Annotated in this window: 14 protein-coding genes; 6 read left to right on the forward strand and 8 right to left on the reverse strand. The window is 60.7% G+C overall.

Annotated features, from left to right (window positions below; genetic code table 11):
* Positions 1 to 15: 15 nt before the first annotated feature.
* Positions 16 to 579, reverse strand: a complete 564-nt coding sequence (locus tag LA304_RS13865; RefSeq protein ID WP_224503763.1) for a carboxymuconolactone decarboxylase family protein — start codon at positions 577 to 579, stop codon at positions 16 to 18.
* A gap of 150 nt (positions 580 to 729) precedes the next feature.
* On the opposite strand from LA304_RS13865, the gene LA304_RS13870 reads away from it, so the two are divergent.
* Positions 730 to 1,326 (forward strand): TetR/AcrR family transcriptional regulator, encoded by a 597-nt coding sequence (locus LA304_RS13870; protein WP_224503764.1) that lies wholly within the window; start codon positions 730 to 732, stop codon positions 1,324 to 1,326.
* Positions 1,327 to 1,404: 78 nt separating this feature from the next.
* On the opposite strand, the gene gltA is transcribed toward LA304_RS13870, so the two are convergent.
* On the reverse strand, positions 1,405 to 2,703 hold the full coding sequence (gene gltA, locus LA304_RS13875) for a citrate synthase (RefSeq protein WP_224503765.1): 1,299 nt from the start codon (positions 2,701 to 2,703) through the stop codon (positions 1,405 to 1,407).
* A gap of 237 nt (positions 2,704 to 2,940) precedes the next feature.
* Positions 2,941 to 4,362 (reverse strand): glutamate--tRNA ligase, encoded by a 1,422-nt coding sequence (gene gltX, locus LA304_RS13880; RefSeq protein ID WP_224503766.1) that lies wholly within the window; start codon positions 4,360 to 4,362, stop codon positions 2,941 to 2,943.
* Positions 4,363 to 4,484: 122 nt separating this feature from the next.
* On the opposite strand from gltX, the gene LA304_RS13885 reads away from it, so the two are divergent.
* Positions 4,485 to 6,620: a ComEC/Rec2 family competence protein gene (locus LA304_RS13885; protein WP_224503767.1), complete on the forward strand. Its 2,136-nt coding sequence runs from the start codon at positions 4,485 to 4,487 to the stop codon at positions 6,618 to 6,620.
* Between the two features lie 48 nt (positions 6,621 to 6,668).
* Here the strand turns inward: LA304_RS13885 and lexA are convergent, their stop codons facing one another.
* Positions 6,669 to 7,385 carry a transcriptional repressor LexA gene (gene lexA / locus LA304_RS13890; RefSeq protein WP_224503768.1) on the reverse strand — a complete coding sequence of 239 codons (717 nt, stop codon included), beginning with the start codon at positions 7,383 to 7,385 and terminating at the stop codon, positions 6,669 to 6,671.
* Here lexA and LA304_RS13895 point away from each other — a divergent pair, their 5' ends adjacent.
* Positions 7,386 to 7,586 carry a hypothetical protein gene (locus LA304_RS13895; RefSeq protein WP_224503769.1) on the forward strand — a complete coding sequence of 67 codons (201 nt, stop codon included), beginning with the start codon at positions 7,386 to 7,388 and terminating at the stop codon, positions 7,584 to 7,586.
* A gap of 154 nt (positions 7,587 to 7,740) precedes the next feature.
* On the opposite strand, the gene LA304_RS13900 is transcribed toward LA304_RS13895, so the two are convergent.
* Genes LA304_RS13900 through trpC form a run of 3 tightly spaced genes read right to left on the reverse strand, consistent with a single transcriptional unit; the run spans position 7,741 to position 10,189 of the window.
* Positions 7,741 to 8,913, reverse strand: coding sequence for a molybdopterin molybdotransferase MoeA (locus LA304_RS13900; protein ID WP_224503770.1), 1,173 nt, complete (start codon positions 8,911 to 8,913; stop codon positions 7,741 to 7,743).
* Positions 8,913 to 9,389: a cyclic pyranopterin monophosphate synthase MoaC gene (gene moaC, locus LA304_RS13905; RefSeq protein ID WP_224503771.1), complete on the reverse strand. Its 477-nt coding sequence runs from the start codon at positions 9,387 to 9,389 to the stop codon at positions 8,913 to 8,915. The genes LA304_RS13900 and moaC overlap by 1 nt, the downstream gene beginning before the upstream one ends.
* Positions 9,389 to 10,189, reverse strand: coding sequence for an indole-3-glycerol phosphate synthase TrpC (trpC, locus tag LA304_RS13910; protein WP_224503772.1), 801 nt, complete (start codon positions 10,187 to 10,189; stop codon positions 9,389 to 9,391). Before trpC ends, moaC begins: the two co-directional genes overlap by 1 nt.
* A gap of 251 nt (positions 10,190 to 10,440) precedes the next feature.
* Here trpC and LA304_RS13915 point away from each other — a divergent pair, with 251 nt between their 5' ends.
* Positions 10,441 to 11,478, forward strand: coding sequence for an MBL fold metallo-hydrolase (locus tag LA304_RS13915; protein WP_224503773.1), 1,038 nt, complete (start codon positions 10,441 to 10,443; stop codon positions 11,476 to 11,478).
* Positions 11,479 to 11,595: 117 nt separating this feature from the next.
* Here LA304_RS13915 and LA304_RS13920 read toward each other — a convergent pair whose 3' ends face one another.
* The gene (locus LA304_RS13920; RefSeq protein ID WP_224503774.1) at positions 11,596 to 12,783 is read right to left on the reverse strand and encodes a cytochrome P450; all 1,188 of its coding nucleotides are present in this window, start codon (positions 12,781 to 12,783) and stop codon (positions 11,596 to 11,598) included.
* 62 nt (positions 12,784 to 12,845) lie between these two features.
* On the opposite strand from LA304_RS13920, the gene LA304_RS13925 reads away from it, so the two are divergent.
* Together LA304_RS13925 and LA304_RS13930 are read left to right on the forward strand one after the other, a co-directional pair.
* A complete protein-coding gene (locus LA304_RS13925) occupies positions 12,846 to 14,612 on the forward strand; it encodes a sensor histidine kinase (RefSeq protein ID WP_224503775.1) in 1,767 nt (588 codons plus the stop codon).
* Positions 14,599 to 15,831 (forward strand): sigma-54-dependent transcriptional regulator, encoded by a 1,233-nt coding sequence (locus LA304_RS13930; RefSeq protein ID WP_224503776.1) that lies wholly within the window; start codon positions 14,599 to 14,601, stop codon positions 15,829 to 15,831. Before LA304_RS13925 ends, LA304_RS13930 begins: the two co-directional genes overlap by 14 nt.
* Positions 15,832 to 15,865 lie beyond the last annotated feature (34 nt).

A 15,865-nucleotide genomic window follows, 5' to 3' on the forward strand; every position in this document is an offset into this window, starting at 1 on the left:
CCCTCGCGGTTCGCTTTAGGCCGGAACAGCGGCCTTTTCCCACGCGAATTTCTGCATGATCGGATCGACTGGCGTTTTTGCGAGGTGGTTGGTGTAGTTGCTCATCACCTTCTGCGCGACGCCGAGCACGACTTCTAGGACGTGACGCTCAGAATACCCCGCCTCAAAGAAGGTCTTCAGATCTGCCTCGGTCGGGTTCCCACGGCTCCGCACCATCGTGAGGGTAAAGTCCCGAAGCGCCTCAAGACGCGCGGTCGGCAGCGGTGTTTCATCGCGTAGCGCGTTCGAGATCGCATCGTCCACGCCCATCGACTTCGCGATCCCCGTATGCGCGGGGACGCAGTAATGGCACGCGTGTTCGACGTTGATCGCCTGCCAGACAACGGTTTTCTCGTCGTTATCAAAGCTCGTGGCGAGGAAGAGGCGGTGCAACTCCTGATAGCCCTCTAGCAGCCCTGGTGCGGCTGCCATGACGGCGTGGAGGCCGGGGAGGCGGCCGAAGGCTTTTTCCGAGCGCTCCATGAAGGGGAGGCTCTCGGTGGGGGCGGTGTCTTTGGTCAGTTTTGGGAAATTGCTCATGTGCGTGTCCTTTGGATGTCTGTGTCTTCAATTGGGACTCTTGTAATCAGTTTTTAAGTGATCGCTCAATAATATATTTGAGCAATCACTTAAAAATGAGCACACGTGATTTTTCTTTCCCAAATCGAGTGGAGCGCCTAGATACTCCCTATGGGACGCCCACCATCATATGACCGCGAGACTGCACTTGATCAGGCCTTGGAGACCTTCTGGGCCAAGGGCTATCACGCGACGTCTCTCAAGGACCTCGAAGCCGCGCTCAAAATGAACCCCGGTTCGATTTATGCGGCCTTCGGCTCCAAAGATGCGCTGTTCGAAGCCGCGCTTGATCGTTACGCCGCGCGGTCCAAAAAGCTTTGGGCCGAAAATGGAGGCGGGTACGATAGCCCACTGTCGTCGCTTGCGAATTTCCTGCGTGATCTCGGTGGCGGGTCTCCGACTGTGCAGGGGCCGGGGCGGGCCTGTATGCTGATCAAGACGCTTCTGGAGCTGTCCGGTCGTGAGGGCGAGCTTGGCCAAAAAGCGCGCGGGTTCCTCGATGCCAATGAGGCGGATTTCAAAGCTGTGTTCGACCGTGCGCGAGACCTCGGGGAAATTGCGCCGGATGCGGATACAGACTTGCTCGCGATGCGGATGCTGAGTTTTGTGTTCGGGCTGCGTGTGCAATTGGAAAAAGAGGGCCTGACGGACCGCGTCGCCGCCCACGCCGAAGACCTCGCGCAGCAAATTGAGGCGCTGCGCGTCTGAACACGCCACACACTCACCCACAGAGACGAAAAAACCCGCCGTTTCCGGCGGGTTTTCTATTCTTGTTTCGGAGCGAACTTAGTCGCGATCTTCGACGTTCACATAGTTGCGCTCGTTCTCGCCAGTGTAGAGCTGACGCGGACGGCCGATTTTCATTGCCGGATCTTCGATCATTTCTTTCCACTGGGAAATCCAGCCGATGGTGCGCGATAGCGCGAAGATCGGGGTGAACATCGCAGTCGGGAAGCCCATGGCTTCGAGAATGATGCCGGAGTAGAAGTCGACGTTCGGGAAGAGTTTCTTCTCTGCAAAATACGGATCGGCCAGAGCCTGCTTTTCGAGCTCTTTGGCGACCTGCAAGGTCGGGTTGTTTTCAACGCCGAGCAGTTCGAGAACTTCGTCTGCGGACTGTTTCATCACCTTCGCACGCGGGTCGAAGTTTTTGTAGACGCGGTGACCGAAGCCCATGAGGCGGAACGGATCGTTCTTGTCTTTCGCGCGGGCGATGAATTCCGGAATACGGTCAACAGTGCCGATTTCGCGGAGCATTTCGAGACATGCCTGGTTTGCGCCGCCGTGTGCCGGGCCCCAGAGACAAGCGATACCTGCAGCGATACAGGCGAACGGGTTCGCGCCGGAAGAGGACGCCAGACGCACCGTGGAGGTGGAGGCGTTCTGCTCGTGGTCGGCGTGGAGCGTGAAGATACGGTCCATAGCGCGCGACAGGATCGGGTTCACCTCGTATTTCTCGGCCGGAACAGAGAAGCACATGTTGAGGAAGTTCGACGCGTAGTCGAGATCGTTGCGCGGATACACGAACGGCTGACCGATGGTGTATTTGTAGGCCATAGCCGCAATCGTCGGCATCTTCGCGATGAGGCGGATGGTCGCCACTTCACGCTGGTGCGCGTCTGCGATGTCGATGGAGTCGTGGTAGAAGGCGGACATAGCGCCAACCACACCGACCATGATGGCCATCGGGTGTGCGTCGCGGCGGAAGCCGGAGAAGAACTTGAGCATCTGCTCGTGCACCATGGTGTGGCGGGTCACGAGGTTCTCGAATTTCTCCATTTCGGCTGCGGTCGGCAGTTTTTCATAAAGAAGGAGGTAGCAAACTTCGAGGAAGTGGGACTTCTCGGCAAGCTCACCGATGGTATAGCCGCGGTGCAAAAGGATGCCAGCTTCACCGTCGATGTAGGTGATCGCGCTGTCGCAGGATGCGGTCGAGGTAAAGCCCGGATCGTAAGTAAAGACATCGGCCTGAGCGTAGAGTTTGCGGATGTCGATCACATCGGGGCCGGCAGTCGGCGAAAAGACGGGCAGGTCGTAAGATTTGCCGTCGAGCGTCAGGGTCGCTGTCTTTGTAGATTCAGGCATATTCGTTCCTTCGGTTGTCAGCGTCGCTGTCCCGTGGGCCGGAAACAGAACACTGGTGGTCACGCGGGCGCTCACAAAAAAGCGCCAGTTCGGCTCGGGTCCGGATGTATGTGTCAGGACCCTAAAAACATGCCGTCGGGATGTGGAACGCTTCCACGACCGTCAGGCGTGTTCCGTTCCCACATGAGATGGGAACGGCAATTTCCTAATCGTGACCGTCTCGAAACGTCGCCTCGGTCACTTATCTTCGCACGCTGCCTTAAAGTCTGCCAGACGGGCCAGCGTTTCGTCGCGGCCAAGCACCAGCATCATATCAAGGACACTGGGGGTGACAGCGCGACCGGCGAGCGCGGATCTCAAGGGTGCGGCAACTTTCCCGAACCCGATCTCACGCGCTGCCATGACGCAGCCAACGGCCTCCTCCAAAGCGTCGTGCTCCCAGCTAGCACTTTGCAAGTGCGGCGTCAATTCTTCCAGTATACCATTGGATACAGAGTTGACCTGTTTTTGTGCCTTCTCGTCCATATCGAAGGGGCGGGAAACCAGTGCAAATCGTGATTTTTCAATCAGTTGTGGGTATGTTTTCGATGCACCTTTGACATAGGTCAAAGTCGCTTTCAGACGTGATTTTTGACCGTCTTCCAGAGCAGGCTCACCCGCCGCAGCCAAATACCCGTCGATTTCGCTCATGATTTCATCATCCGCCATCACAGCCATGTGCTGACCACAGATATTCTCAAGCTTCTTGGTGTCAAATCGGGCAGGGGCTTTGTTGATTCCCGACAGATCGAACCATTCCATTGCCTGCGCGTCGGAGAAGAATTCGTCGTCGCCGTGGCTCCAACCCAGACGCGCGAGATAGTTGCGCATGCCGGCCGCCGGATAGCCCATGGCCTGATATTCGGCCACGCCGGTTGCGCCATGGCGCTTCGACATCTTCTTGCCGTCCGGTCCGAAAATCAGCGGGATGTGGGCGTAGACGGGCAGGGGCCAACCCATCGCCTCATAGATCGTCATTTGGCGTGCGGCATTGGCGAGGTGATCATCCCCGCGAATGACATGGGTCACACCCATGTCGTGGTCATCCACAACAACAGCCAACATGTAGGTTGGTGTGCCATCAGAGCGTAACAGGATCATGTCATCGAGCTGATCATTACGGAAGGTCACGTCCCCTTGCACCTGATCTTTGACGACGGTCGCCCCTTCGCGCGGGGCTTTGACGCGGATCACATAGGGCGCGTCCGGATGGGTCGCCGGATCGGCATCGCGCCACGGGCTCCGGTAGAGCGTGCTTTCCTTGTTCGCGCGCGCCTGTTCGCGGAAGGCTTCGATCTCTTCCTGCGTCGCAAAACATTTGTAGGCCTTGCCCGCGGCGAGCATCTCACGCGCAACTTCCGCGTGACGGTCCGCGCGCTCAAACTGGCTCACCACATCGCCATCATAGTCGAGGCCCAGCCAGTGCATGCCGTCGAGAATGCCCTGCGTTGCCTCCGGCGTCGAGCGTGCGCGGTCAGTGTCTTCGATACGCAGAAGGAACTTACCTCCGCGCCCCCGTGCATAGAGCCAGGAGAACAGCGCCGTGCGGGCGGTGCCGATGTGCATGTCTCCGGTGGGGGATGGGGCGATACGTGTGACGACTTGGGATGTCTCGGACATGGGGATGTTAATCCTTTGGTAACCATGTTTGCAGATGCTTTTCCCACACCGAATACGGGATGGGACAAAGGGAAACAAGGGTGCGCCGACTTGCGTCTACATGGCAAAGGACCCTCGACACTGTGGATGCACAACGCGGGCGGCTGTTCTTGTGGTTGCCCGTGCTCTTTGCACTCGGGGTTGGCCTGTTCTTTGCTGCGCCGCTCGAACCGGGACGGGGGCTGATTGCGCCGCTTTGCGTCTTCTCTATCGTGGGTTTGATCCTTTTGATGCGGATCCCTCCCCAGGCTCGTCCCCTCGTGATCGCGGTTCTGACCGTCACACTCGGGTTTCTCAACGCGAGTCTGCGCACCCATATGGTCGCGGAGCCGGTCTTGGGCTTTCGTTACTACGGCCCCGTCGAAGGCCGCGTGATCAAGATTGACCGCTCCGCCTCTCGGGCCCTGCGCCTGACGCTCGATCGGGTCACGCTCTCGGACACCACTCCGGAGCGCACGCCCGCGCGGGTCCGAATATCGCTCCACGGAGACGCTGCGAGCTTTGTCACCCCCGAGCCGGGCCAGCGTTACGCGATGACTGCAAACCTCTCCCCACCGCCCGGACCGGCTGAACCCGGCGGCTTCGACTTCCGGCGGATGGCGTGGTTCGACCGTCTCGGTGCCGTCGGCTATACACGGACGCCCGTGCTCCTCGCCTCAGAACAGACGGCAAGCGCCGCGTTTTGGGTGCACAAACTCCGGCAATCGCTCTCGTCCACGCTTCAGACGCGATTGGAAGGCCAAGTCGGTGCTTTTGCTGCGGCGGTGCTCACAGGCGACCGATCCGGCGTCTCTGCGGAAACCGCCGAGAACCTGCGGGGCGCGAACCTGTCACACCTCCTTGCGATCTCGGGTCTGCACATGGGGCTTTTGACAGGGTCCGTCTTCTTCGCGCTCCGGCTCCTGTTGGCGCTGATCCCGGGTGCGGCGCTCAAATGGCCGATCAAGAAATTCGCCGCCGTGGGCGCTCTGCTCGCTGGCGGCTTCTACCTCGCGCTCTCCGGCTTCGCGGTCTCGACGGAACGGGCCTATGTGATGGTCTGTGTCATGCTCATTGCGGTGCTGTTCGATGTGCAGGCCTTGACCCTGCGCGCTGTCGCCCTCGCGGCGCTCCTTCTCCTCGCAATCACACCCGAAATCCTGCCAGAGCCGGGGTTTCAGATGTCGTTTGCAGCCACCACCGCGCTCGTCGCCGTCTTCGCTCTCGTCCGGCGGCACAACATCATGCGCTCATGGCCGCGTCCCGCCCGTGCGGTGGCCACCGTTGTTCTGTCCTCGGCGGTTGCGGGGCTGGCGACAGCCCCCGTCGCCGCCGCACATTTCAACCGGATCGCCGAGTATGGCCTGATCGCAAACGTTGTCTCCGTGCCGCTCATGGGCCTCTTGGTCATGCCCGCCGCGATCCTCGCGGTCGTGTTGACACCTCTGGGGCTGCAAGGCGTCGCGCTCACGATGATGGGTTGGGGCATCCGTTGGATTCTCTGGGTCGCCGAGACGGTGTCCGGTTGGGATGGGGCGGTGCGATATATCCAAACACCGCCCTCGCTCGTGTTGCCAATAATTGCGATTGGGGCGCTCTTCATCCTGCTCTGGCGGGGAAGGGCGCAGTATGTCGGGGCGATCCCCGTTCTGTGCGGCGCGTGGCTCTGGGCCGTGGCGGACCGTCCTGCGTTGCTCGTCTCTGAAGACGGCGGGCTGGTCGGACGGATGACCATCGAAGGGCGGGCGCTGTCCAAGCCCAAAGGATCGGGTTTCGCGGCAATGGTCTGGCTCGAAAACGACGGAGACTTTGCTGATCAGGCGACGGCGGCGACGCGGAAGGTGAGCACTCTCGATGTCGACGGTCTGAGCGTTCGAAATGTGACGGGGAGAGGCTGGCATGACGCGGTGCTTCGCGATTGCGCGGAAGCCGATGTCGTCATTGTGAACCAGACGTGGGAGGGTCCAGACGCGGGTCCATGCCTCCTTTTGGATCAGAGGTTTATGCGTGTAAGTGGGTCTTTGGCGTTCTGGCGGACAGGCGACGCGGTGGAATTGGTCACGGCAACGGGGGCATCGGGTGTGCGGCTTTGGAATTCCAACGCGCTTCGGCGCGCCAAGGGAGCGTCTGCGGAGCAGGTGCGGGCCGACCTCATCGCAGGATCGCTGGGGCTACACTTCCCGCACGACGAGGCAGGGCAGGACGTTCCAAACGGCTATGCGATGATCCTGCAAAAATAAACGCCCGCCAGAAACCGGCGGGCGCATTGTCAGAATTTCGTTGGTGGCTCAGTAGCTCCGGATCAGGCCAACAAGGCGGCCCTGAACCTCGACGCGATCCGCAGGCAGGATGCGGGTCTCGAACGCAGGGTTCGCCGCCTCAAGCGCGATGCGGTCGCCCATGCGTTTGTAGCGTTTGAGCGTGGTTTCGTAGCCTTCGACCATAGCGACGACGATATCGCCGTCTTTGGCTTGGCTCGTCTCGCGGATCACCACGATATCGCCGTGGTTGATACCCGCCTCGACCATGGATTCGCCTTTGACCTCAAGCGCGTAGTGATTTCCCTGACCCGAGAGCATAGAGCCGGGAACGGCCACATTGACGGCGCCATCGGACACGGCCTCAATCGGCACACCGGCGGCGATCTTGCCCATGATCGGGAGGTTGATCGCGGTTGCGACCTCGACATCAAACGCATTCGACGGCGGCGGCGAGGACGGGCGGTCCCCGTCGATCACGCGCGGGGTGAAGCCGCCCTGAGACACCGGCGCAGACGGCGCGCCGCCGAGAGATTCCGGCAGTTTCACAATCTCGATGGCCCGGGCACGGTGGGCAAGGCGACGGATGAAGCCGCGCTCTTCCAAGGCGGTGATCAGGCGATGGATGCCGGATTTGGAGCGCAGGTCCAGTGCCTCTTTCATTTCGTCGAAAGAGGGCGGCACGCCGTCTTTTTGCATGCGGGTGTTGATGAATTCCAGCAGCTGAAGCTGTTTCTTCGTCAGCATATGCTCGTTCCTCTCCTCGGTCCTTTGACGCGCGGGCCGGTCAATGATCTTTGGCGAAACCTCGTCACGACGCACCCAAAGGACGGGCACGGGCGCAATGGCACCCGCCAGACGGATCGTCGATCCCGCTCCGATCTCTGTGCGATGGTGCGGATCATCGAGTCGCTCCTGCGCGCCAAAGCGGACCGGGCCGCCGATTAACTCCGTCGTCGGGACAGATTTCGCAATATGTTCTGATAATGTTCTGCCACTGTTCTCGTATTGTGTCAACATCCCTCTCCTTTTGCCGCTTTCGGGCCGATTTGGAGGGGAGCGTGCGGGAACGTGGTTAAATTCGGGTTAAGCTGCCCGCGCCTCAGAGGCGAATGATCTCGACCGTGTCGCCAGCGGAACGTGCGGGATCATGCGGCGGGCGCACGAGGAGGGCGTTGGCGTCCGAGAGGATCGACAGGAGCGAACTGTCCTGACGCGAAAACGGCGCGACGCCTTCGGTCGTCACAGTTGCGCGCATGTAGTGTTCGCGTGGACCGTTGGAGGAGATGTCTTCGAGCAGCGTCACCTGTTCGCGCGGCGCGGCCTCGGCCGGAAGGCCCTGCATCGCCTTGAGCATTGGGATGAGGAAGAGCTGCGCCGTGACCATTGCGGAAACAGGATTGCCCGGCAGTCCAAGCATCACCGACTCGCCCATCCGTCCGGCCATGAGCGGCTTTCCGGGGCGCATCGCGACTTTGTAGAACGCGCGGTCGAGACCCATCTCTGCGGCCACCTTGCCGACGAGGTCGTGGTCCCCGACAGAGGCCCCGCCAATGGTCACGATCAGATCGGCGCCTTGAGCCATTTCAAAGGTTTGGCGCAAAATGTCTTCGCTGTCGGGCGCAATCGGCAGCATACGCGCGATGCCGCCCGCGTCTTCGATCAAGGCGGCGAGGCCGAAAGAGTTGGACGAGATGATCTGATCCGGGCCGGGCGTGTCGCCGGGCATGACGAGTTCGTCCCCCGTCGCAATCAGCACCACATCGGGGCGATGGGAGACGGTCACCTCGGGCGCGTTCATAGATGCAATCAGCGCCAGATCGCGCGGCGAGAGGCGGCGCGGGGCGGTGATTGTATCGCCGATTTTGAAATCACCACCGGAGGGACGGATGTTGCGGTTCTCGGAGACGGGGGCGGTGAGGGTGATGACGTCGCCGTCGCGGGCGATGTCTTCTTGGATGATTACACGGTCGACCCCCATAGGGATCGGGGCGCCGGTGAAAATGCGGACGGCTTCGCCCTTGGAAATCGTGCCAGAATAGCCGTGACCGGCCGCGGATTCTCCGATGACTGTAAACTGCGCGCCCTTTTCGGTGTCCTGATCGCGGACCCCGTAGCCATCCATCGCCGAGGCGGAGAAGGGGGGCTGTTCGCGGCGGGCGATTACATCGGCGGCCAGAACGCGCCCGTTCGCCTCACGCAGGGCAACTGTTTCACGTCCGACGGGCTGGCACAGGGCGAAGAGGTGCGAAAGCGCGTCATTTACGGAAATCATCAGTCAGCCTCGTATAGTCCGGATTTGCCGCCTTCTTTACGGAGGAGGCGGGTGTGAACAATCTCCATGCCCTTTTCTGCGGCTTTGAGCATGTCATAGACGGTGAGTGCAGCAACGGAAGCGGCGGTAAGCGCCTCCATCTCGACGCCGGTTTTGCCGGAGGTCTTCACGGTGGCACGAATTCGCACGCCGGGGAGCGACGCATCGGGTGTGAGATCGAGCGTCACTTTGGTGATCGGCAGCGGATGGCACAGAGGGATGAGATCAGAGGTCTTTTTCGCCCCCATGATCCCCGCGAGACGGGCCACGCCAAGCACGTCGCCTTTCTTCGCCGTCCCCTCGGTGATGAGGGCAAGCGTCTCTGGCGTCATCTTGATCGCGCTTTCGGCTACCGCGAGGCGGTCGGTGACGGACTTCTCCGACACGTCAACCATGTGCGCGTTGCCGCCCTCGTCAAAGTGGGTGAGATCCGCCATTACGCGGGCACCGGATTGGCGAGGAGAGCTTTGGTCGCGGCCTCGACATCGTCCTGACGCATGAGGCTCTCGCCGATCAGGAAGCAACGCGCGCCATAATCGGCCATATCCGCGAGGTCTTCCGGCGTGAACAGCCCGCTTTCGCAGACGAGGGTGCGGTCAGAAGGCGCGAGTTTGGAGAGCCTGCGGGTGTTGTCCAGTGAGGTCTCAAACGTCTTGAGGTTCCGGTTGTTGACGCCGAGAAGCGGCGATTTCAACAGAAGCGCGCGTTCCAGTTCCTCTTCGTCGTGCACCTCGATGAGGACATCCATGCCCCACTCGGTTGCTGCGGCCTCGAGCTCGGCAGCTTGGGCATCTTCGACAGAGGCCATGATGATCAGGATCGCGTCCGCACCCCAAGCGCGGGCTTCGGTCACCTGATAGGTGTCATACATAAAGTCCTTGCGCAGAACAGGCAGGGACACCTCAGCGCGGGCCTGTTTCAGGAACTCCGGCGCGCCTTGGAACGACGGCGTATCGGTTAGAACCGACAGACAGGTCGCGCCACCGGCCTCATAGGCGCGGGCGATTGCGGGCGGATTGAAATCAGGCCGGATCAACCCTTTGGACGGGGAGGCCTTTTTAATCTCCGCAATGAGGCCGTAGCCGGTTTGCGCAGCGGACTGCAAAGCCGAGGCAAACCCGCGCGTGGCGCTCTGGGCCTTGGCTTCGTCTTCAAGGGCGGAAAGCGAAACCGCCGCTTTCGCCGCAGCCACTTCTTCAAGCTTATAAGCTTTGATTTTGTCGAGAACTGTAACCATGCGGAGGTGATACAGCGTGCGGGCGATCAAGGGAAGACGAGAAAACCGGTCTCTCTTCCGAGCCCGCTGGCAGTGTCAGGAAGGTCGGTGAAGGCTATGAGTTTATTGAGAACAAATTGGGCCAAGTCATTCCTCAATGTAACCATTTCTTGGATAGTTGGTGTGTTCTAAATCACTCTCAACGGAGGCAAACGGACCAAGCCTTCCGCCTAACACACGAACTTGCACCAATTAGACAAGGACACGCGCCAATGTTTCGTATCAAAGCTCTCACCTCGGCTCTGGCTCTCAGCGCCGCTCTCGCAGTTCCCGCTCTCGCACAGGGCGTTAAGGAAGCTCCCTCGACCGTAAACGCCACCTATGTTGCCGAATCCGCAACCGAAGCTCTGGCTCCGGGCGAGAAAATCGAAAACCTCTTCACCAAGAACGTCTCCCAAGACTACATCCTGCAAAAGCTGACGGACCGCGTGTATTTCTACCAGCGCCAGTTCTACGGCACGATCTTCTACGTCGGTGACGAAGGCGTTCTGATGATCGACGCGCTCGAAGGCCGCGCTGACACGATCAAAGCCGCTGTCGCAGAAGTCACCGACCTGCCGATCACCGCAATCCTCTACTCCCACGACCACGCCGACCACATCGCAGACGCCAGCAAGTTGCTCGAAAGCTTCCCCGACGCTCGCGTCATCGCCACGGAGGCCACCGTTGAAGTCATGGATGCAACCGGCTCCAACATTCCGCGCCCGACTGAAATCATCGATCCGGCCGTCAACAGCTTCGCGTTCGAAGACCTGACCGTGCGCGTCGTGCCTTTCGCCGAGACCGCCCACGCACATGACCACGCTATGTATGTCCTCGAAGGCACCGGTGTGGTGCACGTGCCGGACGTGATCAACCCTGATCAGCCGCCGTTCTGGTCCTTCGCAGGTGCCGAAGGCTACATGGGTTACTCCGACATGATCGACCACATCGGTGATCTGGAATGGGATTACCTCTCCGGTGGTCACGGCAACGTCGGCTCCCGTGCGGATGTCGAGTTCTACCAGACCTTCCTCGACGATCTCGAAGCTGCTGTTGGTCAAGCTCTCGGCAACGTGCCGTGGGGTGCAGGGATCGAAGCTCCGGAAGAGCTGAACGCCCACACCGCCTACCTCTCCGCATGGATTGCAGAAGTCGGCAAATACGCCACCGACGTGCTGCGCCCGAAATACGGTGAATACTACGGCTTCGAATACTCCACGCCGAAAAACGCCGAGCTGGTTGGCATGTACATGTTCTCCTACCGCTAAGTCGGACTGAAAATCAGGCACCTCTCCGGTCGCGGACCATGATCGGAGGGGTTTAAAACAGAAACGCACCGGAATGGACCTCCGGTGCGTTTTCTTTTGTGGGGTTTGGTGTGTCGATCAGGTCTCGACCAGTAGCTTCGAGAGGCCGTGGAAGTGCCATGTGTTGGCGTAGGTCGGCGTCTCTGTCAGGCGCAAGTTGGGGCAGCGTTCAAACAGCAGGGGCAGGGCGATCCGCATCTCCATCCGCGCAAGCGGTGCGCCCACGCAGAAGTGGATGCCCGCACCGAAAGAGGTGTTCTGTTTGATCTTCCGCGTGGGATCGAACGTGTTTGGATGCAGGAAGGCGTCTGGATCACGGTTCGCACCGCCAAGCAAGAGGCCGATCTTGTCCCCGCGTTTGAGATCAACCCCGAGGAACGTGGTGTCCTCGTAGACCCAGCGGTCAAAGAAATGCAGGGGCGGATCAAAGCGCAGGGTCTCTTCGATTGCGCCGTCGATCCGGTCCTCCGCGAGGGCATCGGGCACGCAGTTCTGCTCCAAAAGGGTTTTGACCGCGATCCCGAGACTATGCACGGTCGCCTCATGTCCTGCGTTCAGGAGCAGAATGCAGGTCGTGATCAACTCATCGGTAGAGAGGCGCTCGCCTTCTTCCTCTGCGGCGATCAACGATGTGATGAGATCATCTGCGGGCGATTTGCGGCGGCTCTCCACATAGTCGCGCATGAAGGCAGAAAACTCGTTGGCCGCTTTGACTGCGGCCTCTTCAACGGCGGGGGTGCGATTGGGCGTGTAGAGCGCGACCATTGCGTTGGACCATTCGAGAAGGTCCTCGGACATGTCCTCCGGCACGCCCAGCATCCGGCAGATCACACGGATCGGGATTTCGCGGCAGAAGGCGGGGAGCAGATCGAAACTCTCCCCGTGTGCAGGAAACGCATCGATAAGCGTGTTGGTGATCTCTTCGATATCCGGCGCGAGCGTCCGGATCCGCCGCGAGGTAAAGGCCCGTAGCACGAGGGAGCGCAGCCGCGCGTGACGGTCACCCTCCAACTCAAGCATCGAATGCGCCTCGATGTCGTAGAACGGGATCAGATTCTCGGGGATATCCGGCGCAAACCCCTCCGGCGCCTCGCGGCCAAACCGGTTGTCGCGGAGCGCCATCGACACGCCGTCATAGCCCGCAATCACGGGTTTGCCGAGCTCTTCCCAATAAACCATTTCCCCCATTTTCCGAACCTTGTCGTAAAATGGATAGGGGTTCTGAACGAAAGAGGGGTCTTGCGGGGAGAGGTGGATGCGCTTCATGCGGCGCAACGTGAGCGGAAGCGCTTTCCTTTGCAAGCCTGCATTTGATAACGTCCCCTGTGATGACAACGCACAGCACATCTCCATCCGAAACGGACGCACGCCCCTACCGCAGACGCAGTCTGACGGTGGTCCTTGGTCTGTTGGCGGTTGTGCTGTTTGGCCTTTCAGTCTTTGCGCTCTCTTTTCGCGCGGAACTCGATCAGGCGGCGGAGCGGGGCTCTTCCGATCTCACACTTTCTGCGGACCGTCTGACGTCGGGATTGCAGCGTTACCGCGAACTTGCGGTCTTTATTTCAGATCACCCCGCCGTCTTGGAACGCGCCGAGGGGCGCGGGGATGAACTGGCGACCGATGATCTTTTGCAGGGTTTTGTCGATAAAACCGGTGCTCGGTCGATGCTTGTTGTCGGGCGGGACGGGGAGTTGCTCTCTGGTGCCGGAGAGGATCAGATCGCCAAAGGCACCCAAGCCGCGCTCAACCGTGCGCTGGGCGGGGCGCTCGGGATCGCGCATTTCGTGGATCGGGAGGGGCGCAGACGCTATGCGTTTGCTGCGCCTGTGTTCGATGGCGGCCCGCCGCTCGCCGCCGTGGTCGTGACCGTCGATATCGACCTTCTCGAATGGGGCTGGCCCGCAGAGGCCGCAGCCGTCTACTTCACCGACGAGTATGGCGTGGTCTTCGTCGCCAACCGATCTGAACTCGTGCTCAAGGGCGGCTCGGCGGGGCCGATCCCTGTCTCCGCAACATATCAGATCGCGGGGCAGGAGATTTGGACGCATGCTCTCGGGCCTTATGTCCCGTCGCCCGCGCTTCATCTGACCAAGCCTCTGCCTGTGCTCGATCTCGAGGCCGAAATGTTGATGGATCTTCGCCCTGTGATGGCCCTCGCGGGATTGCAGGGCGGGATGGCGGCGGCGCTCGCGCTCGTGTTTGCGGCCTCGCTCTTTTTCGCGATGGAACGGCGTCGCACCCTCGCAGAAGCGAACACCCGCCTTGAAGCCCGTGTTGCGGCGCGGACCGAGGCCCTCGAGATTGCGAACCGCGAACTGTTGCGAGAGGTGGCGGAACGTGAGGAGGCGGAAGCGCGGCTCAAACGCGCGCAGGCCGATCTCGTGCAGGCCGGTAAACTTTCCGCGCTGGGCGAGATGTCGGCGGGGATCAGCCACGAATTGAACCAGCCCCTGATGGCGATCCGGTCTTTTGCGGAGAATGCTCAGGCCTTCCTCGATCGCGACAAGCCCGACCGCGCTGCCGATAACCTCGGGCGCATTTCCGAACTTGCCCGCCGGATGGGGCGGATCATCAAGAACCTGCGCGCCTTCGCTCGGCAGGACACAGAGAGCCTCACCAATGTCGATCTCACTGCTGTGGTTGAGGCCGCGCTCGAGATGACACAGAGCAAAATTTCGCGTGGGGATGTGACGCTCGACTGGACGCCCAATGGTCCGGTTTGGGTGCGTGGCGGTGAAGTGCGGCTTCAGCAGGTCGTCATGAACCTCCTGTCCAACGCCGTCGATGCGACGCAGGGCTGTGAGGAGAAAACGGTCTCTATCCGCATCGAGCCGGGCGATCCGGTGCGGATCACGGTGGCGGACACGGGGCCGGGGATTTCGGAGCCGGAAAAGATTTTCGATCCGTTCTACACCACGAAGGAAGTCGGTGCTGCGCAAGGGATGGGCCTTGGGCTGTCCATTTCCTACGGGTTGGTGCAGAGCTTTGGCGGACGTATCCGTGGAGCCAACCGACCCGAGGGCGGGGCAGAGTTTACAATCGAATTACAGCCCGCAGAGGCACGCATGGAGGTCCAAGACGATGGCACATATTGAGCGCGTTCTCCTCGTGGATGACGATGCCTCCGTGCGGGAGGCGCTCGGGCAGACGCTTGAACTGGCCGATCTCGCGCCGACGCTGGCGGGCAGCTATATCGAAGCGAAGGACCACATTTCGCGAACTTTTCCGGGGGTGGTCGTGACTGATATCCGGATGCCGGGCAAAGACGGGTTCGCCCTCTTGGAATTTGCCCAAAGCGTCGATCCGGAACTTCCTGTGATCCTGCTCACCGGAGAGGGCGACGTGCCCATGGCCGTGCGCGGGATTTCGTCGGGGGCGTTTGATTTCCTCGAAAAGCCCTGCGCGCCGAGTGATCTGATTGCCGTGGTCGAAAAGGCGCTCAAGACCCGTGCGCTTGTCTTGGAAAACCGTCGTCTCAAACGTCAGGTTGAACAGGGCGATGCCGCAGCACGTCTGCTCCGCGGCACCTCCGAGATTTCGCGCAAAATGCGAGAGGCTGCCCGCACGGTGGCGCGGTCCGGTTCCGATGTGTTGGTCACGGGCGAACCGGGAGTTGGCACTGCGAAAATGGCGGAGGTCGTGCATCTTCTGTCGGCGGGTTCCATGGCGCCGTTCTTTAAATTTTCGGCTTCTGCCCTCACGCCCGAGAGTCTTGCACAGGCGTTCGAGCGCGCGCAGGGCGGGTCTGTTTTTATTGACGAGATCGCCCAGCTGTCCAGTCCTGCGCAATTCGCTCTGCTGGAGCTTTTGGAAGGCCATGACCGCCCGCGCCTGATTGCGGGCACTTATGCCGATCTCGGACAGGAGGCAGCAGAAGGACACTTCTCGCCGGACCTTTTCTACAGGCTCGAGGCCGCCGTGATCCGCATCCCGCCGCTGCGCGAACGGCGTGAGGATATTCCGGTTCTCTTTCGCCACTACGTCGATATTGCCTGCGAACAAAGCGACCTGCCCGTGCCGGAAATCACGCCGGACGTCATCGCGCGATTGATTTCACAGGATTGGCCGGGAAACGCGCGCTCGCTCATGAATGCGGCGATGCGCTTTGCCATGGGGCTTACGGAAGGGGAGTCGCAAGAGGAGCTTGGCCTCGCCGAGCAACTTGCGCAGGTCGAACGCAGTCTCCTGATCGCCGCGCTTCAGCGCCACAGCGGCAACGCCACCGAGGCCGCCAAGGGGCTCAAACTCCCGCGTAAGACGTTCTATGACAAGCTCACGCGACATGGCGTGAAGGCAGAGCTTTATCGCGCCTGAAGCAGCTGTGCATCAATAGAAGAGTTCTGACCAA

Source organism: Celeribacter litoreus (assembly GCF_020165855.1).
In the GTDB taxonomy this organism is placed as follows: Bacteria; Pseudomonadota; Alphaproteobacteria; order Rhodobacterales; family Rhodobacteraceae; genus Celeribacter; species Celeribacter litoreus.